The sequence below is a fragment of the Azospirillum canadense genome, assembly GCF_025961225.1.
Classification (GTDB): Bacteria; Pseudomonadota; Alphaproteobacteria; order Azospirillales; family Azospirillaceae; genus Azospirillum; species Azospirillum canadense.
This window is the reverse complement of the sequence record NZ_JAOQNG010000001.1, coordinates 2,270,132-2,295,625: the sequence shown is the minus strand read 5'-3', so window position 1 is coordinate 2,295,625 and position 25,494 is coordinate 2,270,132. Positions and strand designations below refer to the sequence as shown.

Genomic DNA, 25,494 nt, shown 5'->3' with positions numbered 1-25,494 from the left:
CGGGCGTGTGCTTCCAACAGGAAAGAGACGGGCGGGCAAATCTGCGAATCGGAAGCCAAAGTTTAACAAAATCGAAACCCAACGAATGTTGCTCCGCAACATGGCCGGAGACTATGATCCGGCGCCGGTTGAGCCCTGAAGCGTTCAAACAAACGCAACGTATGATTCGGGGCGCGATCCGAACCGGCGCAGGATGACTCGGGAGGGGCCATGTTGACACTGTTGTCGAAAGCCGAGCGCCGAAAGTCGGCCTGGAACGATCTGGACCATACGGTTCTGGAGCGCACCTCCGAAGGCTGCTGGGTCGTGGACCGCGACCTGATCACCGTCCACGTGAATCCGGCCCTGTGCGCGATGCTCGGTTACCGCAAGGGGGAACTGGTCGGCACCCACCTGCTGAGCTACGTCGCCGACGAGGGCCGGGCCGTGATGGAGCGGCAGGTGGTGATGCGCGACCTCGTCCCTCACCGCTCCTACGACGTGACGCTGACGCGGTCGGACGGGCAGCCGCTCTACGCGATCTTCAACGACTCACGGCTCGACGATGAAACCGGTGCGGTCCGGGGGGCCTGCATCTTCGTCACCGACATCTCGCGCCGGCACGAAACGGAAATGCGGCGCGAGGCGCAGCGGGAGCATCTCGCCGACACGGTGTCCCGCATGAACCGCTTCCTCGGCCAGATCTGCCAGGATCTGAAGGACCCGCTGAGCGCCATCCTGGGCGCCACCCAGATGATCAGCGCCGATGCCGCGGCCGCCCCGACCACCACCGAGCGCGACGGGCTGGGCGACTACGCCGCCCTGTGCAACGACGCCGGGCGGCAGATCATGCGGACCATCGAGAACCTGTCGCAGTGGTCGCGCCTGCAGCTGAACCAAGTGCCGATCGACCTGCAGGTTTACGAGGTGGGCGGCCTGCTCCAGGACATCCTGGAGGATCTGGAGCCGCGCGCCCGCGCCCGCGACGTGCTGATCGTCAACCGCATCGTCACGACCCACGTGCTGGGCGACCTGAGCGGCCTGTCCACCGTGCTGCGCCACTTGATCGAGAACGCGGTGCGTTTCTCCCCATCGGGCAGCATCATCATGCTGTCGGCAACGGCCGCGGACGGGCGGGTGACGCTTCGGGTGCAGGACAACGGTGTCGGCATCCCGGAAGAGGTGCTGCCCTTCCTGTTCCGCATCGACCACCACCACGCCTCCCCCGGCGCCGACGGCGAACTGGGCAGCGGCCTCGGCCTGCTGATCAGCAAGGCGATGGTGGAGCGCATGGGCGGCAGCATCCGCCTGTACAGCCGGCCCGGCGGCGGCACCGCCGTCACCGTCGTCCTGACCGAGGGCGCCCGCGCCGTGGCGTGAGCCGGGCACCCCGCGAAGCAGCGGCGAAGCATTTGGGAAGGAACGGAACCGGAATCGGCGCGGCGCGGGCACGGTGGGGCAAGTCAGCCGTTGCCGTCCGCGTGCCGGCCGTCTTGGGGCCGGTGCCGCGCATCGGCCGCTCCACTGTGCGGCGCCGGGCCGTCTCTTTCGCGCAGGGCCGGCAGCGGTGCTGGGTGGCGAACGGCGTACCCTGGCCTTCATCGAAAGAGTGGGGCGGCACCCCTTGCGAGGTCTCCGAACAGTCAGTTGTCAACAGGGCACAGGGCGCGACGAATTGGCCGGGTTGGTCGGGGACCGGCAGAATCACGTTGACAGGCCGTGGCGCGGCGGCAACACGGAACCAACAATTAACGACTGAATATCAACAGCTTAGGTGATTTGCCTAGAAAATGGGCAAATCGGGTGAGGCCCTTGCGGCGCCTGACGCGAATCGAGAATCCCCAGGGCTTGTCAACACAGTTATCCACAGAGTCTGTGGAGAGCCTAGCCGCGAGGTACTACGCCCTCGGGCCGGCATGGCCTTCCGGCGCCCGATTCGGCCGATCGGGCTAAACACTTCAGATTTTAGGTTTTGCGGGGTTTCGCCGCTATAGTGGTGGCGTTCCGGTCCGATGCACCGCATCGGGCGCGCGACGAAAGGGAGGTGCGCATGCTGGATGTCTACGGGACGTCTTGCCCGCCACCGCGGCAGCGGTGGACCCGCGTGGCCCGAAGCAATGGCCGAAGCGACGGACATGCCGTCCGAAGGACGTCCGGCTTCCTGTCTCCCGCCCTGACCGCGACCGCGCTGGCCGCCGTCATGCTCCACCTGCTGGCGAGCCTCGCCGCGCATTTGGCGTCCGCCGACGCGGCGTCGGCGGTGACCGTGCTGCTAGGGATGGCCGCCGTACTGGTGACTCTGCTGCCCTTCACCCTGCTGTGCGCGCGCCGCGCGGGCGAGGCCTTGCGGCGCGGTGCGTGATCGGCGAAGGGAAATTGTTGCCCTGCACATGACCTCCGCGCTTATATCGTGGCGCGGGCCCACGTGGCCCGGCGTGCAGCGGGGGCTCGCATGGGCATGTTCGATTTCCTGAAGGTCTCGGTCGGCGACAAAAAGAAGCCGGCCGCCGCGCGTCGCGCTGACGCGCCCGGCAGTTGCATCGAGTTCGACGGCAAGAGCTTCCCGCTGGCCTCGATCAACAGCCAGGGCTTCGTGGCGACCGGCTTCGACGGGTCGTTGATCGCCAAGCAGACCGCGCGCATCACAGTGCGCGTGGCCGACCCCTACGGCAACTTCACCTTCCCGGTGACGGTGGGCATCACCGACGTGAGGGACGGCCGGGTCGCCGGCGCCTGGAGCATGCTGCCCGCCGACGTCGACGCGACGATCCGCAAGTATGTCCAGCTGCGCAAGCAGAAGACCGGGAAATAGCGGAACTTAATTGCGTGTCGTTCCGGTCTGGGCGCTGGCGCTGACCACGGGGTCGTTGGCCAGCAGGCGCATGCGGTCGATCCATTCCGACAGGGTCACGAACTCGCAGCCCTTCGCGCGCATCTCGCCGATCACGCGGGGCAGCGCGGTCAGCGTCGACGGGTAGGTGGAGTGCAGAAGCAGGACGCTGCCGGTGCCGGCCTCCGTCTTCACGTGCTGCACGATCTTGTCCGGGTCGCGGACCTGCCAGTCGCGGGTGTCCACGGTCCATAGGACGGGGCTCATCCGCTCGTCGCGCGCGATGGCCAGCAGGTCGAGCGTGTAGCGTCCGTAGGGCGGGCGGAACAGCACTGGATCGGCGCCGAAGCCGCGCAGGATGCGGTTGGCCTCCGCGATCTCGAAGCGCTGCGCCTCCGGCGTCATGGCGCGGAGGTCGGAATGGCTCAGGCTGTGGTTGCCGATCTCGTGCCCCGCCGCGATGAAGTCGCGGATGATGTCTCCCTGATTTTCCGCGACGCGGGCGATCGGGAAATAGGTGGCGCGGATCTTCTCGCGGTTCAGCACGTCGAGGATCTGCCGCGTCACCACCCGGTGCGGGCCGTCGTCGAAGGTCAGCGCGCAGAGGTTCCAGTTCTCCCGCTTCAGGACCGCGGGCGTGACGTCCCAGGTGGTGTCGGGGATCACCGCGCCCAGCCGGCCCTTGCGGCGCCCGTGCCGTTCAATGTCCGCCATGGTCCGGGCGTCGTCCGGCCCGTAGCTGAAGGCGCCGTCCGCGCCGGCCTGGGAGGTCGGGGGAGGGGATGCGGGCGGGACCGGAGCCGGAGGGGAGGGGGCCGGGGCAGATGCCGGGGTCGCCGGGGTGGATGCCGGTGAGGGCGCGTCGAGGACGAGGCAGCCGAAGCCGGCGCCGACCATGCGGCGGCACAGCGCCCGAACGTCCAGGCCGGCTGGGGCGGTGGCGCGCAGGGCGACACCGCTGCCCTGGCGCTTCGCGTCCAGCGGCACGACCTTGGGGCTCAGCCCGTCTGCCAAATCCGGGGTCGCGCGGCGCAGGCTTTCCCAGGCCCACCACGCCTCTCCGTCCTTCTGGTAGAGGCCGAGTTGCAGCAGGGCCTTCGGTTCGGCCGGCGTGGCGGCGGCGGGAAAAGAGGTTGCGGCCAGCAGTGTCAGAGTCAGGGCTGCGGCCTTGCGAAAGCGGTGGAAGCGGCCCGAGGGGAGGGCGACGGGTGCTGGCGGCTCGCGCACGATGTCTGTCCCCACCGGTTTTCCATCCCGATGCCGCACCAGGCGTCTCAACGCCGCGACGGTCGTTCGTATCCGTCGAATACCACCCCTTTGGTGTTAATTCAAACGACAATGGTTCGAAGGATTGGGTTTGAAGGTTCGGGGGATTTCGCCCTGTGCGTGTGGGTCTTGGGGTGCGGAACCAACATCCGTTCTCGCGGTTAAGTTTGCCGCACACCGCGTGAGGCGAACCAGGAAGGAGAGGGCCCGGATGGCCGAGTCTTTGGAAAGCCGGATCGAGAAGCGCGCCTACCAGATCTGGGAGCGCGAGGGGCGGCCGGAGGGGCGTTCCCACGACCATTGGGAACTGGCCCGCGAGGAAATCGCCATCGAGGACAATTACCGGGACACGCTGCTGCCGAACCCGTCGCACGGGCCCGACGACACCGCCGAACGGACGGAACCGGTCGAACCGGTGCTGAGCATCGCCAACCAGGGCGAGATGCCGGGCATCGCCGACCAGGGCGAGGAGTTCCAGATCCCCGGCGCCGGGGACCGCGACCCCATTCCGGCGACCGCCGACAGCGGCGCTGCGGACGCTGTCGCGCGCCCCCGCCCGTCGCGCCGGTCGCGCCGCGGCGGCTGACCGGCGGCATTCCGGTTGCCGGTGCCCGCCTTCCTCCGCTTCGCCTGCCTGAAAAAGGACCCCCCATGGACACGAACCTGGAAATCGCGTTCCACAACATGGACACCCAGCCGGAGCTGGAAACCTACATCCGCGAGCGGGCGGAGAAGGTGGAGAAGCTGTTCGACCGTCTTGTCGGCATGCGCGTTGCCGTGGAGGCCACGCACCGCCAGCACAAGACCGGCAACGTCTACGACGTCCACATCGAACTGATGGTGCCGGGCCAGGACATCGTCGTCAGCCGCAAGCCGAACAAGGCGAAGGAGCGCTACGCCAACCCCGACGCCCGGACCTCGATCCGCGACGCCTTCGAGGCGGCCGAACGCCAGTTGAAGGAATACAAGGACAAGCTGCGCCGCGACGTGAAGACCCACGATCCCGAACAGCCGGGCCGCGTCGCCCAGCTGTACCCGAACGAGGATCACGGCTTCATCATCACCAACACGGGCACGCAGCTGTATTTCCACCGCAACAGCTGTCTGAACGTGAACCTGGACGAGCTGAAGACCGGCGACCCGGTGAAGTATGTGGAGACCGCCGGCGACACCGGCCCTACCGCGTCCAAGGTCTGGCGCGCGGCGGGATCCGACACGGAGCTGCACGCGTCGTAGAGAATCTTCACCACCAAGACACCAAGACACCAAGAATCCAACACCCCGACGGGGCGAGGATTCTTGGTGTCTTGGTGTCTTGGTGGTGAATTTTTATGCGCGCTGCGCTGGCGTCGGGGCGGCCTCGGGGTTGGCGGCCGGAACGGTTGCCGGCGCCGCGGCCGGGGCGTTGTCCTCGTTCAGGTCGTAGATGTCCGGGTGCAGGTGCACGCGGTTGCCGGCGTCCACCGTCGCCGTCCAGTAGACGAAGCGCACGGGCACCGGTCGGGTCAGCTTCACCCACTGCGGCTCCGGCTTGTCGAGCATGCGGGTCAGGCGGTCCGGGCTGACATGCTCGTCGGCCAGAAGCGCCTCGGCCATGCCGCGGGCGTCCTCCAGCCGCACGCAGCCGGAGCTGACGGTGCGGATCTCCCGGTCGAACAGCTTGGGGTCGTTCGTGCCGTGCAGGTAGATGCTGTAGGAGTTGGTCAGGTTGAAGCGGAAGCGGCCGAGCGCGTTGTGGTCGCCCGGCTGCTGCACGATGCGGACGCGCCGCGGCGACACGCCGTTCCAATCCACCAGGGCCGGTTCCACCGGCGCGCCGTCCAGGTAGACGACGGCGTTGTCGATGCCGGGCGTGCCCTTGCTGCGCAGCAGGGGAAGCTTGTCCTCCTTCAGCACCGTGGGCGGCACGGTCCAGGTCGGGTTGACGATCACGTGGGTGATGCGGTCCTGCAGCATCGGCGTTTCGCGTGACGGGCGCCCAACGATGGAGCGCATGGTCAGCGCCTCCTCCCCGTTGCGGACCAGCGTCGTGGTCTGACTCGGCAGGTTCACCAGCACGATGCTGTCCGGCACGCCGTCGCGCAGCACGCGCATATCCGCCGCGCTGCGCCGCATCTGCTGCGCCGCTTCGGGCGTGGAGCGGTCGAGCGCCACCCGCGTGCCGCCGCCGACCAGCCCGTCAGGGCGCAGCCCCTGCGCCACCTGATAGGCGCGCACCGCCGCGTCCACCGGGTCGTCGAACAGGTCGGTGCGCTGCGCCTCGGTCAGGAAGCCAAGCTCCACCAGCCGCTGGGTCAGCAGGGCCACGCGTTCCCCGGACACACCCTTCTTCAGCAGCGGACCGCGGCCGATCCGGGTGACGGGCTGCTCCGGCACCGCCTCCAACTCCGCCGCCGCAGCGTCGAGTCGGTCGGCCCAGCCGCCCAGCGTTTCGCGGTAGGAGGCCGCCTGCGCCGATGCCGCGCCCGCGAACAGCGAGGCCGCCAGCGTCAACGCGGCGAAGGCCCGCTTGGCGGAAAGCATCTCGGTTGCGTGCATGACGTGTCCTTCGCGCTGTGGGATGGCCGTCTGCCGGAAGGCGGCCGAGAAATCGTCTTTGCTTATGTAGTACGCCCAAGCCCAGGCTTCGAGCGGCCTAACACCTCCGTATCGAATCCCTTTCGCCGGTGTGTCCTTCCTGCCGAAGGCAGCTCTGCCAGAGACGGCGGGCGAACGGATTCGAACCTGTTGTGACCTTTCCGTGCGGATTTTGGGTTGATCGCGCCCCGGCCCTCGCCTATAGGGATAAACGTTGGGTATGACCACAATATTTTGGACATACCCATTCCATCCATAGGGGCTGCCCGGCGATGGATCCGGCGCGCTTCGCCCCGCCAAACACAAGACGGCCGAACGCAAGACGGGAGGGATGACTTTGGGGACTGACGACCGTGCCGCGCCGATGAATGGGCGCGCGACCGGCCGCCGCGGGTTTCTGACCTTCGCCGCCGCCACGCTGACCGCCATGGCCGTTCCGGCCGTGATACCCGCCGCCCCCGCGATGGCGGCCCCCCTGGCCGGTGGCGTCCGCCGGATCGCCCTGCACAACATCAACACGAACGAGTCCTTCAGCGGAGTCTATTGGGCCGACGGTGCCTACAAGGCCGACGCCCTGCGCAAGCTCGACGTGCTGCTGCGCGACCACCGCGCCAAGCAGGTCTGCCGCTTCGACCCGCGCCTGTTCGACCTGCTGGCCCGTGTGCACCAAGCAGTGGACAGCGACGAACCCTTCCGGATCATCTGCGGCTACCGCTCCAAACGGACCAACGCCTTGGCCCGCCGCCGCTCCCGCGGGGTCGCGAAGCAGAGCTACCACACGCGCGGCATGGCGGTGGACGTGCGGCTGCCCGACGTGGAACTCGGCGCCATCGCCGACGCCGCCTTGGATCTGGAACTGGGCGGAGTCGGTTATTACCCGCGCAGCGGCTTCGTCCATCTGGACGTCGGGCCAGTGCGCAGCTGGTGACAGACCTTATTTGATGGAACGGGGGCGGCGGTCGCGGGGGCACGTCATAGGCGTCTTCATCAGCGTCCTGCCCAGTCGATAGGCCCCAGGAACCATACGCCGACGCGCCGGTTGCTGCCGACAGGCACACCCGAACAAGCGACGTGAAGGCGATGTTCTGCAAAAACGATCTTGAGCGGCTGCTGGCCGTCGACACCGCCCCGGCGGTGTCCATCTTCATGCCCACTCACATCGCCGGGCGCGAAATCCGCCAGGATGTGATCCGGCTGAGGAACCTGATGGCGAAGGCCCAGGACGAGCTGTGCGAGAAGCACGGCCTGCGCCGGCCCGACGCCGAGACCTTCATGAAGCCGGTCGCGGACCTGCTGGACCAGGGCGAGTTCTGGCGCCACATGGACCGCGGGCTGGCCGTGTTCCTGGCCAAGGGCGTCGCGGCGATCCACCGTGTGCCCATCGAACTGCCGGAGGAGGTCTGCGTCAACTCCCGCTTCACCGTGCGGCCCCTGCTGCCGCTGCTGGCGGACGACGGCAACTTCATGATCCTGGCGGTCACCGCCGGCCGTGCGCGCCTGTTCTCCGCCACCCGCCACGGCATCGCGGAGGAGGACGTGGACCTGCCGCACGGCGTGGCCGAAATCGACGCCGAAACCGATTATGACGAGAACAACCGGAACTCCGCCCCGCCGGCCCGCCACGGCGACCGCACCGACCGCGGCGGCGTCTCCATGGTGAAGACGCACAACTTCGGCGAGGATCCGGAGGAGCTGCGCAAGGCACACCTGATCTCCTACATCGGCCGGGTCTGTGCCAAGGTGCAGGACCATCTGAAGACCTTCCACGGCCCGCTCGTGCTGGTCGCGGAGGACGAGATCCAGGGTCATCTGCGCAAGAACACCCACCCCCGCGCGCTGATCGAAAAGGGTGTGTTCGCCAACCCCGACGCGCTGGAGCCCGAAGAGATCCACCGCCGCGCCTACGCGGTCGTCCAGCCGATGTTCGACCAAGCGCGCCGCGCTGCGCTGGAGCATTTCAACGCCCTGCACGGCGACCGCAGCACCGCGGAACGGACGATGACCCGCGTCGAGGACGCCATGGTGGCTGCCCGCGAGGGACGCGTCGGAGTCCTGCTGGTGGCCGAGAACGATCGCATCTGGGGCCATTATCGGGAGGACTACCACCGCGCCTTCCCGCTCCACCACGAGACGGACGGCGCCATCGACCTCGTCGAGCACGCGACCATGGAGACTCTGCTGCGCGGCGGCGAGGTGCATGTGGTGGCCAAGGGCGAGTTGCCCTCCGGCGCGTCGACCGCGGCGATCCTGCGCTTCTGACGGTTTCCCGTTTCCGGCGCTTCACAGCGAAAAGGCCCCTCGCCGGTGCGGGGGGCCTTTTTTGTGTCCGGAAACTGGGGCAGCGCGGTCCAAGATCAGGTGGTGACCTGGATCAGGTCGTGACCTTCGTCGATTTGGTGGCGCGGTAGATGTCGGTGGGGTCCCACACGGCGCCGTGGCGCCGCCGTTGCTTGCCGGAGGAGGCCTTTTCAGCTTTCACGCGTGGCGTGCCGATGCGCTTCGTCGGGGCGGGAGGCGGCGCGGCCACCGCGGCGGCGGCGGTGTCCTCATCCTCCCGCGGGTCGCTCAGGTGGGGGGACAGCGAGCCGAGCAGCGACAGCAGTTCGTCGGACACCGAATCCGGGGCGGCGCGCCAGAGCCGGAGCAGGCGGGCCTCCCGCCGGCTGATCACGCTTTCCGCAACGGGGCCACCGTCCGCACCACACGACGGGCGCAGCGGCGCGTGCGGGTCGTCATAACAATCGAAGAAGAAGCTGACCGGAACGTCAAGCACTTGTCCCAAACGATAAAGCGTTCCCGCGGAAATGCGGTTCGATCCGCGTTCGTATTTCTGAACCTGCTGAAACGTCAGGCCGATCGCCTCGCCGAGTTTTTCCTGGCTCATGCCCAGCAAGGTGCGGCGCATGCGTACCCGCTGCCCGACATGCGCATCGACAGACCAGGATTCCGGCGATCCGCGCCGTCCCCTCTTTCGCGCCGTTGGTTCACTCATCGCCCCGGCACTCCAATGCTTTCAAACCAATGCGTTGAACTTTCGAATCATGGTCGCATTGTTCACACATCGTTTGAAAACGGGCAAGCGAAATCTTGGATGATATTGATTCGTGTCCATGCGAAGACAGAACATAATCGGATATGGTACAAAAGTTATCCGAAAAATCCGGAAAAGAGCGTCCGTTCGGCTCTAAGTCTCGCTGAAGTTGTGAAACGTTCCGCTGGTCGCGGCGCGTCCCGTTGCCGTCGCCACTATTTGATGGCGTTTTTCCCGCGGTATTCGCGGGGCACTGGGCGCGGTGGAAGGTCTTGTGGCCTCGCGTCGAGCCTTGATTGAAAAACCGCAGCGACTTTTCGCGACAATTCAGGCCCGGAAACTCTTTGATAATCAAATTCCGATAGTTGGCATCTTGTCGTATGCGTTCCGGTCTCCATCGCGGGGCCGGGGCGGCTCCGGCGGGCGGGGCGACCCGCCGCCGGGCAGCAGCCAGGGGAACAGGTCGATGCAGGAAGGCAGTCTCGCGGGGCGCTACAAGGTCGGGACCCGCATTTACTTCGGGTTCGCCGTCGTGTTGGTCCTGCTGGCGGTGGTCGTCGCCGTGGGCGTGGCGGGGCTCGGCACCGTCCGCGACGCGTTCCGCTCCTACGCCGCGGTGAGCAGCCATTCGCTGCAAATCTCCGACATCGACGGCAACGTCGCGCAAATGCGCCGGCTGGTCGTGAACTTCAACAATTCCGGCGACATGACCGTGGCGGAGCAGGTCCGCAAGGTGCAGTCCGGCCTGTCCAGGCAACTCCGCGCCGGGCTGGACGGGGCGGCCGGCGAACGGCGCGCGGCGCTGGAGCGGATGGTCCAGCTGTTCGACGGCTACGTCGCTGACTTCGGCAAGCTGGCGGAACTGCGGCAGCGCCGCGACCGGCTGTACGACGACCAGCTCGTTCCGGCGGGCGAGAAGGCCCGTGACACGATGTCGCAGCTGGCCGCCAGCCTGATGGCGGACGGCGAGATGGAGGCCGCGGCGCTGGCCGGACAGGCGCAGGAGCGGCTGCTGCTCGCCCGTCTGGCGGCTTCGCGTTTCTTCAACAGCCCCAGCGACAAGGCCGCCGCCGAGGTGTCGGTCCGCAACGACGCCTTCAACGACGCGATCCGCAAGCTGGGCGACCGCCTCGCCAACCCGGCGCGCAAGCGCATGGCCCAGGACGCCGACCAGCTGTCCGACCGCTATGTTCAGATCTTCCGCGAAACGGCCACCGTGATGACCGAGGGTGCGCGGCTGATCGACGCCATGGCGGCCCGCGGCGCGGAGTTCGCCGAGCTGACCGACCGCACGGTGGAAAGCGAGACGAAGGACCGTGGGGCGGTCCTGGCCGCGGCGGAGGGAAGCCTGGAGCGCACCTTCTCCGCCAACCTCGCCATCGCCGGCGGCGCCTTCCTGTTCGGGCTGCTGCTGGCCTGGGCGGTGGCGCGGTCGATCGTGAAGCCGGTGCTGGAGATGACCGGGACGATGACGGCGCTGGCCGGCGGCGACCTGGGCGTGACGATTCCGGCCCTGGCCAACCGTGACGAGATCGGGCGGATGGCGCAGGCGGTGCAGGTGTTCAAGGAGAACGCCATCGAGAAGAAGTCGATGGACGAGGCCGAGCGCGCCCGGCTGGAGGAGGAGCGCCGCGAGGAAGAGGCCCGCCGCGCCCGCGAGCAGGCCATCGGCGAGGAGATCGCCCAGTTGATCGACGGCGTGTCCAAGGGCGACCTGTCGCGCCGGCTCGACCTGGCCGGCAAGGACGGCTTCTACAAGACCATGTCGCAGGGCATCAACCGCCTGACCGACACGGTCGAGGCGGTCATCGCCGACCTCGGCGCCGTGCTCAGCGCGCTCGCCCAGGGCGACCTCAACAAGCGTGTGGAGCGCGACTACCAAGGCGCCTTCCAGACCCTGAAGACCGACGTCAACGCCACCTCCGCCAAGCTGTCGGAAATCGTCGGCCAGATCCTGCACGCCACCGCGGCGATTTCCGCCGCGGCGTCGGAGGTGTCCATGGGGTCGAGCGATCTTGCGGAACGCACGGAGCAGCAGGCCTCCTCGCTGGAGGAAACGGCGGCGAGCATGGAGGAGCTGGGCGCCACCGTGCGCTCCAACGCCGACAACACCCAGCGCGCCAACGCCATGGCCGTGGACGCGCGCGGCTCCGCCGAATCGGGTGGAGCGGTGGCTGGCTCCGCGATCGAGGCGATGCGGCGGATCGAGGGCGCCAGCCGCAAGATCACCGACATCATCGGGGTGATCGACGAGATCGCCTTCCAGACCAACCTGCTGGCGCTGAACGCGGCGGTGGAGGCGGCGCGGGCCGGCGACGCGGGCCGCGGCTTCGCGGTGGTGGCGCAGGAGGTGCGCAATCTGGCCCAGCGCTCCGCCCAGGCGTCCAAGGAGATCAAGAGCCTGATCCTGGACAGCGACAGCCAGGTGCGCGACGGCGTCGATTTGGTGAAGAAGGCCGGCGACGCGCTGGGTGGCATTGTGTCGGGCGTGCAGCAGGTCGCCGGCCTGATCGCGGAGATGGCCGCGGCCTCCTCCGAGCAGGCCTCGGCGCTCGACGAGATCAACGCCACCGTCTCGCAGATGGACGAGATGACCCAGAAGAACGCCGCGCTGGTCGAGGAAACCACCGCCGCCGCCCAGTCGCTCGCCACCCAGGCGGGTGACCTGCGCGCGCTGGTCGGCTTCTTCAAGCTGGATGCGGTGGCGGTGGAGACGGCCTCCGCTCCGGCCGCGCCGACCCTGCGCCGCGCCATCGCCCCGACCCGCCCGCCAGTCCCCACATCGCCGATCCACACGACGCAGGCCCGCCGCTCCGCCGGCGCGGCGCTCCAGCGCGCCGCCGCGGACGAGGATGACTGGAAGGAGTTCTGACGTCCGAATCTCCCGTCCCCCACTGGGGGCGGGAGATGGGTCCAAAGGACGATACAGCGCGTCACGCAGCGTCTTGGGACGTAATGAGCGATGTCCGAGTGGCCTTGTCGGCCTTAATGGATCGTTAAGGAACTGGTTAACGCCGTATTAACGACGTTTCGGGGCTGTAACAGGGTGGATTCGCGGCGGCTGCGTGACGCGCTGTATCGGGCTTCACCGGTCGCCGCCTGACGGCGGTTGGAAATGCGGGTGCCAGGGGCCGCCGGGCTTGGCAAAACCCTCGATCCGGTCACGCAGGTTCTGGATTTGGGACGGGGTGAGCGACCGCCCGTACTGCGCTTTCAAGGCGGCGGCGAGGGCGCCGCGGGTCGGGCGCTCCCCGGTCGCGGCCAGGGCGCGGTAGACGACGAAGCCTTCGACGTAGCGGTCCAGCGCCTCCGCCCGGCCGCGCAGCTGCATGGCCTGCGGCGTGCCGGCCTGCTCCAGGAACGCGGTCAGGCGGGCGAGCGCGTCCTCCGGCGCCAGGGCGGGCAGGGGGGCGGGTGGGCTCGGCTCCCGCTCCGGCTGGCCGATGGCCGCCTTGGCGCGCCGGCGGCGCTGGCGCTCGCGCTCGTCGGTGCGCAGCCGCTCTGCGTAGGACGGGTCGGCGTGGCGACGCTCCGTCCGGGCGCGGTTGGCGCGGGCGTTGCGCTCCGCCCGGCGCGTCTGCGCCGCGGGGTCGCCGAGCAGGAAGGCCAACTCGTCCGCCGTTAGGCGGAAGGAGTCGGGCGTGGCGGAAAGGTCCGGGTCATCGTCGCGCACCATGCGGGGAACAACGCGCGCAACCGGCCTTTTCGTCCGGCGGTCCCTCCAAAGTCACAGGACGCTCTCCATTGGACCGGACGCCTTCCGGGCGGGTTTGCAGCCCCCGTGGCGCGGGTCCGTTACGCCGATTTGCCACGCCGATTTCATTCCCCCCCGCCCCGGCGGCTCGTGCTAGAGAGTGGCTCCTGACACAACCCTGTCGTCGCACCCTTGTCCTCACAGCTTACGGGAACCCGCCGGCCATGACCCCCAGGCAAGCCCTCCAGCAGCGCCTCGCGGCCCTGGACGCGCACCTCCGCGCGGAGAACCCGAACCTTCTTCCGGTGATCCCGACCTTCCGCAAGTTCGACCGGCTGCTGGCCGGGCTGGGCGTGCTGGGCCGGCACGAATCGTTGACCACGCGCATCCCATGGTGGCCGATGATCGCGGTGCTCGGCACCTTCTCGGCCGGCAAGTCGACCTTCCTGAACGGCTATCTCGGCGCGCCGCTGCAGAACACCGGCAACCAAGCGGTGGACGACAAATTCACGGTCATCTGCCACGGGCCGGAGACGCGGCGCGAGGCGCTGCCCGGCACTGCGCTGAACGCCGACCCGCGCTTCCCCTTCTACCGGATCGCCGACGAGATCGAAAAGGTCGCGGCCGGGGAGGGCAAGCGCATCGACAACTATCTGCAGCTGAAGACGCTGTCCGGCGAACGGGCGCGCGGCAAGATCTTCATCGACTCGCCGGGCTTCGACGCCGACGACCAGCGCCGCTCCGTCCTGCGGCTGGTCGACCACATCGTCGAGCTGTCGGACCTCGTCCTGGTCTTCTTCGACGGCCGCCATCCGGAACCCGGGGCGATGCAGGACACGCTGAAGCATCTGGTGGCCAAGACGGTGGACCGCGCCGACGCGCGCAAGGTCTGCTACATCCTGAACCAGATCGACACCACGGCGAAGGAAGACAACCTGGAGGCCGTGTTCGGCGCGTGGCAGCGGGCCATCGCGCAGGCCGGGCTGGTGTCCGGTCGCTTCTACGCGATCTATGACGGCAAGTCGGCCGTCGCCATCGAGGACGAGGCGGTGCGCGCCCGCTACGAAGCGCGGCGCGACTCCGACCTTGCCGAAATCCAGGAGCGCATCAACGAGGTGGAGGTCGCCCGCGCCTACCGCCATCGTCGGCATGATCGACAGCCTGGTGAAGGAGCTGCGCGGGGAGGTCGTGCCGCAGTTGACCGCCGCGCTGAAGCGCTGGCGCAAGCTGGTGCTGATCGGCGACGTGGTGTGGACGGTGTTGCTGCTGGTGCTGTTCGGCGGGATCGCCAGCCTGGTCGGGTCGGACACGGTGCCGGGCTTCCTGTCCTGGCTGGGCGAGGCGGGGCCGGCCTGGGCGGCCGGCCTACCGGTGCGCGGATTGGTCGCGGCGCTGCTGGTCGGCGGGCTGTTCGCCGCCGGCCATTTCTGGCTGCGCGCCTTTGCCGCGCGCCGCGTCGCCCGCACCCTGCCGGAGCGGTTCGGCGACGTCGACCTGAACCTGCGCGCGGGATTCCTGCGCAACACCCGCTTTTTCCGCTCCATCTTCCGCAAGCGCCCGGCCGGCTGGGGCGCCGGTGCGGAGAAGCGGATCTTCGGGATCCGCGAGGCTGTGGCCGAGCATGTGCAGCGGATCAACGACATCTACACCGACCCCGCCGGCAAGCGGATGAAGGCGGCGCAAAAGGCCGCGGCCACGGCGGTGTAAGACGCACGATCAGGAATTGGGCGAGATTAGGCGTCCTTTATTATGGGTACGCAAAGGGAAAGCGGCTGGTGTTGCAAATGATCCCTAGGTGAAACCGCTTTACAGGTCGGGGCTGCCCCGCTACACGTCGCGGGCGTTACACGGCGTGGACTGAATGGACTTGGACCGGCCGGGGGCGGTGGGCGAAGGCGGGGGCAACAAGGGATGCTGGCGCGGGGAAACTTGGTCGGGCGGATTCGGGGGCAGCGGACGCGCGTCAAGCGGGCGATCCTGGCCGCGCTGATGCTCGTGGCGGCAGCCGTTCCGGTCCGCGCGGCCCTGCTCGACTCCGGGCTCGACCTTGTCACCGGCAACGACTTCGCCCCTTTCACCGGCGAGACGCTTCCCCAGGGCGGCATGCTGACCGAGGTGGTGCTGAGCGCCTTCAAGGCCGTGGGCCTCAGCTACGAGGTCCGCTTCATGCCCTGGAAGCGCGGCTACGACGGGGTGGTGGCCGGCAAGTATCTGGGCAGCTTTCCCTATGTGCGCACGCCGGAGCGGGAGTCGGAGGTGCTGTTCTCCGACCCGCTGATGGAGGTGCGGCAACTCGTCTACCTTTCCGCCCGGACGCCGATGGAGTTCCACACGCCGCGGGACTTCAAAGGGCGTTCGGTCTGCGCGCCGGTGGGCTACGCGCTGCCGACGGAACTGACCGCGATGATCGCCACCGGGGACTTGGTCCGGGAAAGCCCGGCCGACCTGCCAGCCTGCGTGCGCATGGTGGCGACCGACCGCGTGGACGCCTTCATCATCGACGAGTTCACGGGTCAGGCCGCCGTCGCCAACGTCGTGGCGGAGCGTGACATCCGCGTTTCCGACCAGCCCTACGCCCGCGTCGGCCAGCATCTGGTCCTGTCGCGCGCCAACCCGGAGGCGCCGGCGGTGATGGCCGCCTTCAACTCCGGCCTGAAGAAGCTGAAGGAGTCCGGTGCCTTCGACGAGATCGTCAAGCGCCACCTCGGGCACTCTCGCTGAGAGGGCCGCTGAGGGGGCCAGTGGCGGGGGCGGCGGGACGACTTTTGCCTTCCGGACAGCGTCGAAGGGGTGCAATCGCCGCAATCGGCCGAACCGACGGCCCATCGGCATTGCCTGTCCGTCGCAAAGTGCTATAAACGCGCGGTCTTGATCTTGGGAAAGGGGCGTGGCCCGTGGCCATCGACGCGTCCGTTCTGGTCCTAAACGGGCCGAACCTGAACATGCTGGGTGTGCGCGAACCGCACATCTACGGCTCGATGACGCTTGACGACCTGGAGGCCGCCTGCCAGGAACGCGCCGAACAGCTTTCGCTGGTCGTCGATTTCCGGCAGTCGAACCACGAGGGCGAGCTTGTTTCCTGGATTCAGCAAGCGCGCACGGAACATGACGGTATCGTCATCAACGCCGGCGCCTACAGCCACACCTCCGTCGCCATCATGGACGCGCTGATCCTGTCCGAGCTGCCGATCGTCGAGGTGCATCTCTCCAACATCTACAAGCGTGAGGCCATCCGCCACCACTCGCACATTTCCGCGGTGGCCAAGGGGATGATCTGCGGCTTCGGCCCGCACGGGTATCTGCTGGCGCTGGACGCCATGGCGAATATCCTCGAGCGCGACTAAGGAACACGGGAATTACGAACACCATGGCAAGCTTCGACATCGACGGCGATCTGGTCCGCAAGCTCGCGGATCTCCTGCGTGAGACGGGCTTGAGCGAGATCGAGTTTGCCGAGGGCGAGAAGCGCATCCGCGTCACCCGCCCGACCGCCGCCCAGGCCGTCGCCGTGCACGCTCCGGTCGCGGCCGCCCCGGCCCCGGTCGCCGCTGCCGCCCCCGCGGGCAAGCCGGCCAGCCATCCGGGCGCCGTCACCTCGCCGATGGTCGGCACCGCCTACGCGGCGCCGGAACCGGGCTCGGCCCCCTTCGTGCGCGTCGGCGACACGGTGAAGGCCGGCCAGACCGTCCTCATCATCGAGGCGATGAAGGTGATGAACCCGATCAAGGCTCCGCGCGGCGGCACGGTGTCGGAGATCTTCATCTCCGACGGCCAGCCGGTGGAGTTCGGCGAAGTCCTTTTGATCATCGAGTGAGCGGGGATCATCCCTTGGCGATGTTCGAGAAGGTCCTGATCGCGAACCGTGGTGAGATCGCGCTGCGCATCCACCGCGCCTGCCGCGAGATGGGCATCCAGACCGTGGCGGTGCATTCCACCGCCGACGCCGACGCCATGCACGTCCGCCTGGCGGACGAGAGCGTGTGCATCGGCCCCGCGTCGGCCCGCGAAAGCTACCTCAACATTCCGGCCATCCTGTCGGCTGCGGCGATCACCGGGGCGGACGCCATCCACCCCGGCATCGGCTTCCTGGCCGAGAACGCCCAGTTCGCGGAGATGGTGGAGGAGCACGGCTTCGCCTTCATCGGCCCGACGGCGGACCACATCCGCGTCATGGGCGACAAGGTCACCGCCAAGAAGACGGTGATGGATCAGGGCCTGCCGGTCGTTCCCGGCTCCGACGGCCCGGTCCCGACGCTGGAGGAGGCGGAGAAGGTCGGTCGCGAGATCGGCTACCCGATCCTGATCAAGGCGGCGGCCGGCGGCGGCGGCAAGGGCATGAAGGTGGCCCGCAACCCGGACCAGCTGAAGGAAGCCTACCAGCTGGCCCGCGGCGAGGCGCGCGCCGCCTTCGGCAACGACGAGGTCTACATCGAGAAGTACCTCGGCAAGCCGCGGCACATCGAGATCCAGCTGCTGGGCGACGAGCACGGCAACTGCGTGCATTTCGGCGAGCGCGACTGCTCCGTGCAGCGGCGCCACCAGAAGGTGATCGAGGAGGCCCCGTCGCCGGCGCTGAACGCCGAGCAGCGTGCCTTCATCGGCGACCTGGCGGCTCGGACGGCGGCGGCCATCGGCTACCGCGGCGTCGGCACGATGGAGTTCCTGTTCGAGGACGGGCAGTTCTACTTCATCGAGATGAACACCCGCCTGCAGGTCGAGCACACGATCACCGAGATGATCACCGGCATCGACCTGGTGCGGGAGCAGATCCGCGTGGCCACGGGCGCTCCGCTCGGCTACGGACAGTCGGACATCCGCTTCCAGGGCCATTCGATCGAATGCCGCGTGAACGCGGAGAACCCCGACACCTTCCTGCCCTCGCCGGGCAAGATCGATGGCTACCACGCGCCGGGCGGCCTGGGCGTGCGTGTCGATTCGGCGCTGTACGACGGCTACCGCATCCCGCCGCACTACGACAGCCTGATCGCCAAGCTGGTCGTCCATGGCACGACCCGCAACGAGTGCCTGATGCGCCTGCGCCGGTCGATCGAGGAATATGTGATCGGCGGCGTGGACACCACGCTGCCCCTGCACCAGCGCATCATCGCGCAGCAGGACTTCATCGACGGCAACTACGACATCCACTGGCTCGAACAGTTGATGGCGAAGAAGTAAGCGGTGCATTACACAAAAGGCCCCTCTTTCCGATGTGGAGAGAGGGGCCTTTTGTTTTGGCCGGTCGTGTCTCTGGGGAAAGAGATGCACCACCAAGACACCAAGAATCCCTGGCCTCTGCAGGTCGTGAACTCTTGGTGTCTTGGTGCCTTGGTGGTGAAAATCCTTACGGCTTCAGCACGACCTTCATGCATTCGTCCTGCTTGTCGTTGAAGACTTGGTAAGCGTGCGGGGCCTCGTCCAGGCGCAGGCGGTGGGTGATGATGAAGGTCGGGTCGATCTCGCCCTTCTGAATCCGCTCCAGCAGGTGGTGGTGGTAGCGCTGGACGTGGGTCTGGCCGGTCTTGATGGTCAGCGACCGGTTCATCACCGAGCCCATCGGGAACTTGTCGATGAAGCCGGCGTAGACGCCGGGCACCGACACCACGCCGCCGTTGCGCACCGCCATGATCGCTTGGCGCAGGGCCACCGCGCGGTCGGTCTCCAGCATCATCGCCTGCTTGGCGCGGTCGTAGGCGCCGGCGAGGCCGAGGCCGTGCGATTCCATGCCCGACGCGTCGATCACCGCGTCAGGCCCGCGCCCGCCGGTCATTTCCATCAGGGCGTGGTGGACGTCGTTCTCCGCGTAGTTAAGCGTTTCGGCCTTGCACGTCTCGCGGGCCATGCGCAGGCGGTATTCGAAGCGGTCGATGCCGATCACGCGCTCCGCCCCCAGCAGGAAGGCGCTGAGGATGGCGAACTGGCCGACCGGGCCGCAGCCCCATACGGCGACCGTGTCGCCCCGCTGGATGTCGCACTGCTCCGCGGCCATGTAGCCGGTCGGCAGGATGTCGGTCAGGAACAGGACCTGCTCGTCGTCCAGTTCACTCGGGATCTTCAAAGGCCCGACGTCGGCGTAGGGCACGCGCGCGTACTCCGCCTGGCCGCCGGGATAGCCGCCGAGCAGGTGCGAGTAGCCGAACAGGCCGGCCGGCGAGTGGCCCCACAGCTCCTCCGCCATCGCGGCGTTGGGGTTGGAGTTCTCGCAGACGGAGAAGAGGTTGCGCTGGCAGGACAGGCAGCTGCCGCAGGAGATGGGGAAGGGGACGGTGACGCGATCGCCGACCTTCAGCTTCTGCACGCTCTTGCCGACCTCCACCACCTCGCCCATGAACTCGTGGCCGACGATGTCGCCGGGCTGCATGGCCGGGTTGAAGCCGTTGTAGAGGTGCAGGTCGGAGCCGCAGATCGCCGTCGAGGTGATCCGGACGATGCAGTCGTGGGCGTTCAGGATCTTCGGATCCGGGACGTTTTCGACCCGCATGTCCTTCTTGCCGTACCAGCAGTTCGCTTTCATGGCCGTGAACCTCCTGTCAGCGGCCCGAGTCGGCCGGTTGGGTGTGGGCCGGTTGGGTGTGCGGGGCCCAGGCTTGCGCCGGGTGGGTGATGGCCATGGAGCCCTCGGCCACCGTGACCTCGCCCGTCTCCAACACCTGCTTCAGGCGGCGCAGGTCGTCGCGCACCTGCATCTGCGGCTCCTCGCCGAACAGCTTCGCCCCGATGGCGCCGAAAATGCCGCCGGGCGGGGTGTAGCGCATCTCCACCCGCAGGATGGTGCCGCGGTCACCCGGCGCGCGCTCGAACCGCACCTCGCCGCTGTTGTCGACATCGGCGCGCTCCAGCGAGCGCCAGCAGAGCCGCTGGTTCGGCTGGTCCTCCGTCACCTCGGCGTCCCATTCCACCGTGCGCCCGGCTGGTGCCTTGGCGACCCAGTGGGAGCGGCGGTCGTCCTGCACGTCCACCCGCTCCAGGTGGCTCATGAACTGCGGCAGGTTCCGGAAATCGCGCCAGAAGCTGTAGATCTCCTCCGGCTTGCGGTTGATCGCCACGGTCTGACGGACGTCGATGTGGCGGCTCCACAGGCGGTTGGCGCCGGTGCCCTGTGCTTCGCCGCCGTCTTGCCCCATCCGCTGCCCGCACAGCACGTCGAGCGCGGTCACCCCGGCCACGGCCGCCGCCGCCGCCGCAATCCGGTTCGGCTGCGCCTCGTCGGAGCGCAGGTTGTTGCCGAGGAAGGCCAGGTCCATCAGGTCGCCGCCGACGCGCGCCCACATCCAGCCGGATTCGCGCGGCTGCGCCAGGATGCCGACGCCATTGGCAAGCTCGCGCATGCCGAAGGCGCGCAGCATGCGCCGGTTCGAGTCGTCCTCCGGAATGCCGATCAGGCGCGCGACGGCGTTGGGCGCGGTCAGTTCCGCCAGCCCCAAGCCGATGCTGAACCAGCCCAACGCGCGCGACAGCCGCTCGTCGCCCGCCTGCCCATTACCCCTGTGTCCGCCGTCGTCCCAGCTGCGCGGCTGTTGCCTGCGGTCCGGACCGCGGGCGTGCCGTGCTTCTTGCGTTGCCATTGTGGCCTCCATCGAACCGGTGTTGATCGGGCGATCCCGACCAACGGCTCAACCGGCGGAGGCCAGCGGCGTTCCTAATCTTTTGGACAGATGGCGGCAGTCAGGAGGTTGAAGTCAGGAGGTTGAAGTCAGGAGGTTGCGGTCAGCGGGTCGCGGTCAGGACGGCGTCGCGGCGGCAGCGGTCGACAATCCGCGAACCGCAGGGCATGAAGCCCAGATCCTTGTTCAGGCAGATCCGAACCTCCGCCACGTCGCGCTTGGAGCAGACGATGGCCACCGACTCCGGCGCCAGGCCCGGGTTGGCCTGGACGAACAGCCGCTCCACCTGCATGGCGGGCACGGACAGGTCGGCGTTGGGCGACTGCAGCGGTTCCGGGACCTTCACCTTGGCGTAAGCCTCGCGCAGGCGGGCGAAGTAATCGGTGGCGTTCAGGCCGCTGCAGGTGCCGTGCTTGGCCCATTCGTAGACGATCAGCCCTACGCTGGGCATGATCGGCATGATCTGATCGACGACGGCCTTGGGAACCGTCCGGTCGCGCGTGCAGTTGGCGGGGTAGCCGCCATCGGCGTTCTGCGGCCACAGGCCGTGGACGACGAAGCCGAACTTGCGGTCCATGCCGCACTGATCGGGATCGGGCGCCCCCTTGGATTTCGCGCAGAAGGCGGGTGACCAGGACAGAGTCAGGACGTAATAGTCGAAGGCACCGGGCTCCGCCCGGCGTTGCGCCCAGGACGTGCCGGTCGCCGACAGGAACGCAACCGCCGCGAGGGCGATGGCCGAGAGAACCTTCCGCATGACGTGACTCCCCCAAGAGGCTCGATTGAGCGTTGCATACCATGGTGGGCGCCGCCTGTCGCGCGGAAGTGGAACCGTCGGAGCGTCCCCATGATCGCCGTTGCCGGTGGGCGGGGTCGAACGGATATAGTGTTGACGATGATCGAACTGTCCGCACCGCTGCTTCTGCGCGCCTACGCCGCCGGCATCTTCCCGATGGCGGAGAGCGCCGACTCGGAGGAGCTGTACTGGTTCGACCCGGAGCGGCGCGGCATTCTGCCGCTGGAGGGTTTCCATGTGCCGCGCAAGCTGCGCAAGGCCGTGCGGCGTAGCGTGTTCGAGCTTCGGTTCGACAGCGACTTCCGCGCGGTGATCGAGGCCTGCGCGGAGCCGACCCCCGACCGGCCGAAGACCTGGATCAACGCCGACATCCTGCGGCTCTACACCGACCTGCACCAGATGGGCTGCGCCCACAGCGTGGAGTGCTGGAACGATGGCCGGCTGGTCGGCGGGCTCTACGGCGTGTCGCTGGGCGGCGCCTTCTTCGGCGAGAGCATGTTCAGCCGTGTGACCGACGCCAGCAAGGTGGCGCTGGTCCATCTGGTGGCGCGGCTGCGGGCGGGCGGCTACCGGTTGCTGGACGCGCAGTTCGTGACCGAGCACCTGAGCCAGTTCGGCGCGCAGGAAATCCCGCGCGCCGAGTACCGGCGCCGCTTGGCCGCGGCGCTGGCCGTCGTCGCCGATTTCCAGGGCGTCGACCAGGATCGCGCCATCGCCGGCCTGCTGGGCGGGGAGGAGTGAGGGCGGGCGTTCCGCGCGGTCAGCTGTCCGAACAGCTGAGGACCCAGACGTCGTAGATCGGGTGTTCCATGGCGGACAGCGCGGGGCTGGAGGCGAACATCCAGCCGCTGAAGATTGCCTCCGCCTGTTCACCGGGCTTGTTCTCGACGATCTCCAGGAAGGCGGCGGCCTCCGGCGGTTCCACCGGCGGGTTCTCCTTGCAGGCGCGCAGCGTGATGCGCAGGCTGCCGAGCAGCTTGGTCTCGCCGACCGCGATGGTGAAAGTGGTGGTTCGGGCGGTGATCTTGTCCAAGCCCTGAAGCTTGGCGGCCGGGCGGCTGACCATCTCCTCCGGCACCGGGGCGGCGCCGGGCGTGCCCTGGGCACAGAAAAGCGCGGCCACGAGGGCCGCGCCGAACAGGCTCTTGCCGAAACGGTTCTTCAGGTTCGTCACGTCGGATCGCTTCCGTGCTGTCGAACGGCGCGGGCGATGCCCGCTTGCCTTTTAACTCGCCAGCTTTCTAACCCGGAAGCGCTCCGCCGTCCATTGGAGCGGGGTGTGACCCGCGTCCCTCACTGGTCGGCGCTGCCGCCCGCGTTGGGGGTGGTGCCCATGGATGTGCCGGTGGTGTTCCCTGTGCCGGTGCTGGTGTCGGCCGGGGAGGTCGTCGTGCCGCCGGCCGTGCTGCCGGAGGTTCCGGCCGACCCGGTGGGACCGGGGTTGGTCGTGGTCGTCGTGGACGTGCGGTTGGTGGTGCCCGTCGTGTCGTTGCGGGTCGTCGTCTGCCGCGTCGTCGTGGTCTTGTGGCCCTTGGCTTTCGTCGAGTCGGATGCGCCGTTGCCGTAGCGGTCCTCGACTTTCTGCGTCCCGGCGCCCACGCCGGCGCCGACACCGGCCCCGACGACCGCGCCGACCGGACCGCCGACCACCGCGCCGGCCGCCGCCCCGCCGAGAGCGCCGCTGCCGGCCTTCTCTTCCGTGTTGGTGCCGCAGGCTGCGGCGAGCAGGCTAAGACCAAGCACCGCCAAAACACGCGCCTTCATGACCAATCCCTCCTGTTTTTCGCGAATTGCGGAGGAAACGTCGGCGCGTGTGGTTGGTTCCTGCACCCGAAACGAGCAAAGGAGCCTTGCGGCCCCTTTTTTCGTCGTCGTGGCGATCCTGCACCGGCTGTAGGCCGGAGTCACATCTTCGGGTTCTCGCCGGCTGGGGGCTGCGCCTGTTCGCCCGCCTGGCCGCCCGGCTTGCTCATGTTCTGCAGCGAGAAGATGACTTGGCCCAGCAGCTGCTCGATGCCGGGCGTGCTCTGCGTGTATTCCACACGGCCGTTCGGCTTGATCATGTCCGGCTCGCCACCCGGCTCCAGCGCCAGGAACTTGCCGCCGAGCAGGCTTTCCGAGGCGATGAGGGCCGCGGTGTCCTTGGGCAGCTTGATGTCCGGGTGGATCGACATGTGCACGACCGCCTGATAGCTCTTGGGGTCGAGCGTCAGTTCGGTGACGGAACCGACCTTCACGCCGCTGATGCGCACGTCCGCGCCGGCCTGGAGGCCGGAGATGCTGGAGAAGTTGGCGGTGATCTCGTAGCCGTTCACCTTGCGCAGGTCGGCGCTGGTGTAGGCGAAGGCGAGAAAAAACCCGGCTACGGCGAGGACGACCCCGCCGAGCACGGTTTCGATCACGTTGCGGCGCATGCGAATTTCCTAAGGAGACGCGGCTGACGGTGCGTGCCGGCGGCGTCTCAGCTCGGCGTCCAGGGTTCGTAGTCGCCGGTGGCGGCCACGCGCTGCCCGCCGGCATACTGGTGCCCCGGCGGCCGATAGGCCTGCAGCGAGCCCGACTGGTTCGGGATGTGCTCCTTCTGCCAGGGCTTGTGGAACTGGCTGTTCCCCTCCGGCAGCGGCTCCTTGGTGGTGTGGTGGAGCCAGGCGTGCCATTCCGGCGGGACCTTCGACGCGTCCGGCTCGCCGTTGTACAGCACCCAGCGGCGCTCCTTCACGCCCGGATGAGCGCTCTTGGCGCGGTAATAGACATTGCCGAAGCGGTCGGTGCCGACCTTCGTGCCCCGGCGCCAGGTCACAAACCGGATGTGGATGTTCGCCATCCAGGTGATCAGGGAGATCTTCTCGCTCATCGTCGCTCGCGGTCGGAAGGGCTGTGCGGCCCAACGGAATAGGCCACAACGGGATAGGCCCGTTGGAAAAGGCATTGTCTTAACGCGGGCGGCACTATGACACCGCAATGCACCCGCGTCCACAGACTCTGTGGCGTTTTTCCCGCCTTCTGGGGGTGAGTCAGGCGATGCGGCGATCGGTCAGCAGCAGGCGCAGTGCGAAGCCCAGGAACAGCACGCCGGCGACGCCGTCCAGCACCGCCTTCACCCGCGCGCTGGCCAGGACCTTGCGCGCCGCACCGGCGCTGAGCGCCGACACGCCCAGCAGGTAAGCGCAGCCGAGCCCGGCCAGAATGGCGCCCAGAACGAACGTCTGCGCCGCGACGTGGCCCAGTTCCGGTGCGACGAACTGCGGCACGAAGGCGAGGTAGAACAGGATGACCTTCGGGTTCAGCAGGTTGGTCAGCAGCGCCTGGAGGAAGACGCGGCTGGCCGGCGCCGACTCGGACGCGATGGCGGAGGCCCCCCGGTCCGCGCGTGCCGCCCGGGCCGCGCTGAGCGCGCTCCACAGCGCCCGCGCGCCGATCCAGCCGAGATAGGCCCCGCCGGCGTAGCGCAGCAGGTCGAACAGGGCGGGGGAGGCGGCGATCAGGGCCGAGATGCCGGCGGCGGCCAGCGTGGAATGGACGAGGTTGCCGACCGTGATGCCGATGGTGGCGACGACGCCGGCGTCGCGCCCGTCGGTGATGCTGCGCGACAGGACCAGCAGCGAATCCGGCCCCGGCGCCAGGACCAGGACGATCGCGGCGATCAGGTAGAGCTGCACGAGATGCGGGTCGAGCGGCAGGGCCATGGCGGAAAACCTTCTCTGGGACCGATGCGGAAAC

At 68.1% G+C, this 25,494-nt stretch carries 25 protein-coding genes and 2 pseudogenes; 15 read left to right on the top strand and 12 right to left on the bottom strand.

The window, feature by feature from the left end; all coding sequences use genetic code 11:
- The first annotated feature begins 210 nt into the window (after nt 1-210).
- The 3 genes from M2351_RS10890 to M2351_RS10880 all read left to right on the top strand — a co-directional run bounded on the left by M2351_RS10890 (nt 211) and on the right by M2351_RS10880 (nt 2,791).
- Complete coding sequence (locus M2351_RS10890; RefSeq protein ID WP_264656092.1) at nt 211-1,359, top strand: PAS domain-containing sensor histidine kinase; 1,149 nt, start codon at nt 211-213, stop codon at nt 1,357-1,359.
- Nucleotides 1,360-2,029: 670 nt separating this feature from the next.
- The gene (locus tag M2351_RS10885; RefSeq protein ID WP_264656091.1) at nt 2,030-2,341 is read left to right on the top strand and encodes a hypothetical protein; all 312 of its coding nucleotides are present in this window, start codon (nt 2,030-2,032) and stop codon (nt 2,339-2,341) included.
- Between the two features lie 90 nt (nt 2,342-2,431).
- Nucleotides 2,432-2,791, top strand: a complete 360-nt coding sequence (locus tag M2351_RS10880; RefSeq protein ID WP_264656090.1) for a hypothetical protein — start codon at nt 2,432-2,434, stop codon at nt 2,789-2,791.
- Nucleotides 2,792-2,797: 6 nt separating this feature from the next.
- On the opposite strand, the gene M2351_RS10875 is transcribed toward M2351_RS10880, so the two are convergent.
- Nucleotides 2,798-4,051, bottom strand: coding sequence for a polysaccharide deacetylase family protein (locus tag M2351_RS10875; RefSeq protein WP_264656089.1), 1,254 nt, complete (start codon nt 4,049-4,051; stop codon nt 2,798-2,800).
- 235 nt (nt 4,052-4,286) lie between these two features.
- On the opposite strand from M2351_RS10875, the gene M2351_RS10870 reads away from it, so the two are divergent.
- Both M2351_RS10870 and M2351_RS10865 read left to right on the top strand, forming a co-directional pair.
- Nucleotides 4,287-4,661, top strand: a complete 375-nt coding sequence (locus tag M2351_RS10870) for a DUF2934 domain-containing protein (protein ID WP_264656088.1) — start codon at nt 4,287-4,289, stop codon at nt 4,659-4,661.
- A 65-nt stretch (nt 4,662-4,726) separates the two neighbouring features.
- The gene (locus M2351_RS10865) at nt 4,727-5,311 is read left to right on the top strand and encodes an HPF/RaiA family ribosome-associated protein (protein WP_264656087.1); all 585 of its coding nucleotides are present in this window, start codon (nt 4,727-4,729) and stop codon (nt 5,309-5,311) included.
- Between the two features lie 93 nt (nt 5,312-5,404).
- On the opposite strand, the gene M2351_RS10860 is transcribed toward M2351_RS10865, so the two are convergent.
- A complete protein-coding gene (locus tag M2351_RS10860) occupies nt 5,405-6,613 on the bottom strand; it encodes a L,D-transpeptidase family protein (RefSeq protein ID WP_264656086.1) in 1,209 nt (402 codons plus the stop codon).
- Nucleotides 6,614-6,983: 370 nt separating this feature from the next.
- On the opposite strand from M2351_RS10860, the gene M2351_RS10855 reads away from it, so the two are divergent.
- Nucleotides 6,984-7,580: a DUF882 domain-containing protein gene (locus M2351_RS10855; RefSeq protein ID WP_264656085.1), complete on the top strand. Its 597-nt coding sequence runs from the start codon at nt 6,984-6,986 to the stop codon at nt 7,578-7,580.
- A 152-nt stretch (nt 7,581-7,732) separates the two neighbouring features.
- Nucleotides 7,733-8,911 (top strand): baeRF3 domain-containing protein, encoded by a 1,179-nt coding sequence (locus M2351_RS10850; RefSeq protein ID WP_264656084.1) that lies wholly within the window; start codon nt 7,733-7,735, stop codon nt 8,909-8,911.
- Between the two features lie 481 nt (nt 8,912-9,392).
- On the opposite strand, the pseudogene M2351_RS10845 reads toward M2351_RS10850, so the two are convergent.
- Nucleotides 9,393-9,644: pseudogene (locus tag M2351_RS10845) on the bottom strand (helix-turn-helix domain-containing protein); the annotation flags it as partial.
- A gap of 505 nt (nt 9,645-10,149) precedes the next feature.
- Here M2351_RS10845 and M2351_RS10840 point away from each other — a divergent pair.
- The gene (locus M2351_RS10840; RefSeq protein ID WP_264656083.1) at nt 10,150-12,555 is read left to right on the top strand and encodes a methyl-accepting chemotaxis protein; all 2,406 of its coding nucleotides are present in this window, start codon (nt 10,150-10,152) and stop codon (nt 12,553-12,555) included.
- A gap of 213 nt (nt 12,556-12,768) precedes the next feature.
- Here the strand turns inward: M2351_RS10840 and M2351_RS10835 are convergent, their stop codons facing one another.
- The gene (locus M2351_RS10835) at nt 12,769-13,359 is read right to left on the bottom strand and encodes a hypothetical protein (protein ID WP_264656082.1); all 591 of its coding nucleotides are present in this window, start codon (nt 13,357-13,359) and stop codon (nt 12,769-12,771) included.
- 242 nt (nt 13,360-13,601) lie between these two features.
- Here M2351_RS10835 and M2351_RS10830 point away from each other — a divergent pair.
- The 6 genes and pseudogenes from M2351_RS10830 to accC all read left to right on the top strand — a co-directional run.
- Nucleotides 13,602-14,180, top strand: a pseudogene (locus M2351_RS10830) (dynamin family protein); the annotation flags it as partial.
- Between the two features lie 346 nt (nt 14,181-14,526).
- Complete coding sequence (locus M2351_RS10825) at nt 14,527-15,084, top strand: hypothetical protein (RefSeq protein WP_264656885.1); 558 nt, start codon at nt 14,527-14,529, stop codon at nt 15,082-15,084.
- Nucleotides 15,085-15,288: 204 nt separating this feature from the next.
- Nucleotides 15,289-16,098 carry a substrate-binding periplasmic protein gene (locus tag M2351_RS10820; protein WP_264656081.1) on the top strand — a complete coding sequence of 270 codons (810 nt, stop codon included), beginning with the start codon at nt 15,289-15,291 and terminating at the stop codon, nt 16,096-16,098.
- A 173-nt stretch (nt 16,099-16,271) separates the two neighbouring features.
- A complete protein-coding gene (aroQ, locus tag M2351_RS10815; protein ID WP_209769172.1) occupies nt 16,272-16,721 on the top strand; it encodes a type II 3-dehydroquinate dehydratase in 450 nt (149 codons plus the stop codon).
- A 23-nt stretch (nt 16,722-16,744) separates the two neighbouring features.
- Nucleotides 16,745-17,191: an acetyl-CoA carboxylase biotin carboxyl carrier protein gene (gene accB / locus M2351_RS10810; RefSeq protein WP_264656080.1), complete on the top strand. Its 447-nt coding sequence runs from the start codon at nt 16,745-16,747 to the stop codon at nt 17,189-17,191.
- Between the two features lie 20 nt (nt 17,192-17,211).
- Complete coding sequence (gene accC / locus M2351_RS10805) at nt 17,212-18,552, top strand: acetyl-CoA carboxylase biotin carboxylase subunit (protein WP_264656864.1); 1,341 nt, start codon at nt 17,212-17,214, stop codon at nt 18,550-18,552.
- A gap of 166 nt (nt 18,553-18,718) precedes the next feature.
- Here accC and M2351_RS10800 read toward each other — a convergent pair whose 3' ends face one another.
- From M2351_RS10800 to M2351_RS10790, 3 genes are all read right to left on the bottom strand, one after another.
- A complete protein-coding gene (locus M2351_RS10800) occupies nt 18,719-19,888 on the bottom strand; it encodes a zinc-dependent alcohol dehydrogenase (RefSeq protein ID WP_264656079.1) in 1,170 nt (389 codons plus the stop codon).
- A gap of 16 nt (nt 19,889-19,904) precedes the next feature.
- Nucleotides 19,905-20,939, bottom strand: a complete 1,035-nt coding sequence (locus tag M2351_RS10795; protein WP_264656078.1) for an SRPBCC family protein — start codon at nt 20,937-20,939, stop codon at nt 19,905-19,907.
- 142 nt (nt 20,940-21,081) lie between these two features.
- Complete coding sequence (locus M2351_RS10790; RefSeq protein WP_264656077.1) at nt 21,082-21,735, bottom strand: ribonuclease T2 family protein; 654 nt, start codon at nt 21,733-21,735, stop codon at nt 21,082-21,084.
- Between the two features lie 138 nt (nt 21,736-21,873).
- On the opposite strand from M2351_RS10790, the gene aat reads away from it, so the two are divergent.
- Nucleotides 21,874-22,515, top strand: coding sequence for a leucyl/phenylalanyl-tRNA--protein transferase (aat, locus tag M2351_RS10785; RefSeq protein WP_264656863.1), 642 nt, complete (start codon nt 21,874-21,876; stop codon nt 22,513-22,515).
- A gap of 19 nt (nt 22,516-22,534) precedes the next feature.
- Here the strand turns inward: aat and M2351_RS10780 are convergent, their stop codons facing one another.
- The 5 genes from M2351_RS10780 to M2351_RS10760 form a co-directional block, all read right to left on the bottom strand.
- Complete coding sequence (locus tag M2351_RS10780; RefSeq protein ID WP_264656076.1) at nt 22,535-22,948, bottom strand: DUF2155 domain-containing protein; 414 nt, start codon at nt 22,946-22,948, stop codon at nt 22,535-22,537.
- 119 nt (nt 22,949-23,067) lie between these two features.
- Complete coding sequence (locus M2351_RS10775; protein WP_264656075.1) at nt 23,068-23,538, bottom strand: hypothetical protein; 471 nt, start codon at nt 23,536-23,538, stop codon at nt 23,068-23,070.
- A 140-nt stretch (nt 23,539-23,678) separates the two neighbouring features.
- Nucleotides 23,679-24,188: an outer membrane lipid asymmetry maintenance protein MlaD gene (gene mlaD / locus M2351_RS10770; protein ID WP_264656074.1), complete on the bottom strand. Its 510-nt coding sequence runs from the start codon at nt 24,186-24,188 to the stop codon at nt 23,679-23,681.
- Nucleotides 24,189-24,235: 47 nt separating this feature from the next.
- On the bottom strand, nt 24,236-24,628 hold the full coding sequence (locus M2351_RS10765; protein WP_209769163.1) for an NADH:ubiquinone oxidoreductase subunit NDUFA12: 393 nt from the start codon (nt 24,626-24,628) through the stop codon (nt 24,236-24,238).
- A 160-nt stretch (nt 24,629-24,788) separates the two neighbouring features.
- On the bottom strand, nt 24,789-25,460 hold the full coding sequence (locus tag M2351_RS10760; RefSeq protein ID WP_264656073.1) for a LysE family translocator: 672 nt from the start codon (nt 25,458-25,460) through the stop codon (nt 24,789-24,791).
- Nucleotides 25,461-25,494 lie beyond the last annotated feature (34 nt).

What these genes read in the sequence shown, in the direction of transcription:
- M2351_RS10890 (WP_264656092.1), top strand. Translation starts at nt 211, where the DNA reads ATGTTGACACTGTTGTCGAAAGCCGAGCGCCGAAAGTCGGCCTGGAAC.
- M2351_RS10885 (WP_264656091.1), top strand. Translation starts at nt 2,030, where the DNA reads ATGCTGGATGTCTACGGGACGTCTTGCCCGCCACCGCGGCAGCGGTGG.
- M2351_RS10880 (WP_264656090.1), top strand. Translation starts at nt 2,432, where the DNA reads ATGGGCATGTTCGATTTCCTGAAGGTCTCGGTCGGCGACAAAAAGAAG.
- M2351_RS10870 (WP_264656088.1), top strand. Translation starts at nt 4,287, where the DNA reads ATGGCCGAGTCTTTGGAAAGCCGGATCGAGAAGCGCGCCTACCAGATC.
- M2351_RS10865 (WP_264656087.1), top strand. Translation starts at nt 4,727, where the DNA reads ATGGACACGAACCTGGAAATCGCGTTCCACAACATGGACACCCAGCCG.
- M2351_RS10860 (WP_264656086.1), bottom strand. Translation starts at nt 6,613, where the DNA reads ATGCACGCAACCGAGATGCTTTCCGCCAAGCGGGCCTTCGCCGCGTTG.
- M2351_RS10855 (WP_264656085.1), top strand. Translation starts at nt 6,984, where the DNA reads ATGACTTTGGGGACTGACGACCGTGCCGCGCCGATGAATGGGCGCGCG.
- M2351_RS10850 (WP_264656084.1), top strand. Translation starts at nt 7,733, where the DNA reads ATGTTCTGCAAAAACGATCTTGAGCGGCTGCTGGCCGTCGACACCGCC.
- M2351_RS10840 (WP_264656083.1), top strand. Translation starts at nt 10,150, where the DNA reads ATGCAGGAAGGCAGTCTCGCGGGGCGCTACAAGGTCGGGACCCGCATT.
- M2351_RS10835 (WP_264656082.1), bottom strand. Translation starts at nt 13,359, where the DNA reads ATGGTGCGCGACGATGACCCGGACCTTTCCGCCACGCCCGACTCCTTC.
- M2351_RS10825 (WP_264656885.1), top strand. Translation starts at nt 14,527, where the DNA reads ATGATCGACAGCCTGGTGAAGGAGCTGCGCGGGGAGGTCGTGCCGCAG.
- M2351_RS10820 (WP_264656081.1), top strand. Translation starts at nt 15,289, where the DNA reads ATGCTGGCGCGGGGAAACTTGGTCGGGCGGATTCGGGGGCAGCGGACG.
- accB (WP_264656080.1), top strand. Translation starts at nt 16,745, where the DNA reads ATGGCAAGCTTCGACATCGACGGCGATCTGGTCCGCAAGCTCGCGGAT.
- accC (WP_264656864.1), top strand. Translation starts at nt 17,212, where the DNA reads ATGTTCGAGAAGGTCCTGATCGCGAACCGTGGTGAGATCGCGCTGCGC.
- M2351_RS10800 (WP_264656079.1), bottom strand. Translation starts at nt 19,888, where the DNA reads ATGAAAGCGAACTGCTGGTACGGCAAGAAGGACATGCGGGTCGAAAAC.
- M2351_RS10795 (WP_264656078.1), bottom strand. Translation starts at nt 20,939, where the DNA reads ATGGCAACGCAAGAAGCACGGCACGCCCGCGGTCCGGACCGCAGGCAA.
- M2351_RS10790 (WP_264656077.1), bottom strand. Translation starts at nt 21,735, where the DNA reads ATGCGGAAGGTTCTCTCGGCCATCGCCCTCGCGGCGGTTGCGTTCCTG.
- aat (WP_264656863.1), top strand. Translation starts at nt 21,874, where the DNA reads ATGATCGAACTGTCCGCACCGCTGCTTCTGCGCGCCTACGCCGCCGGC.
- M2351_RS10775 (WP_264656075.1), bottom strand. Translation starts at nt 23,538, where the DNA reads ATGAAGGCGCGTGTTTTGGCGGTGCTTGGTCTTAGCCTGCTCGCCGCA.
- mlaD (WP_264656074.1), bottom strand. Translation starts at nt 24,188, where the DNA reads ATGCGCCGCAACGTGATCGAAACCGTGCTCGGCGGGGTCGTCCTCGCC.
- M2351_RS10765 (WP_209769163.1), bottom strand. Translation starts at nt 24,628, where the DNA reads ATGAGCGAGAAGATCTCCCTGATCACCTGGATGGCGAACATCCACATC.
- M2351_RS10760 (WP_264656073.1), bottom strand. Translation starts at nt 25,460, where the DNA reads ATGGCCCTGCCGCTCGACCCGCATCTCGTGCAGCTCTACCTGATCGCC.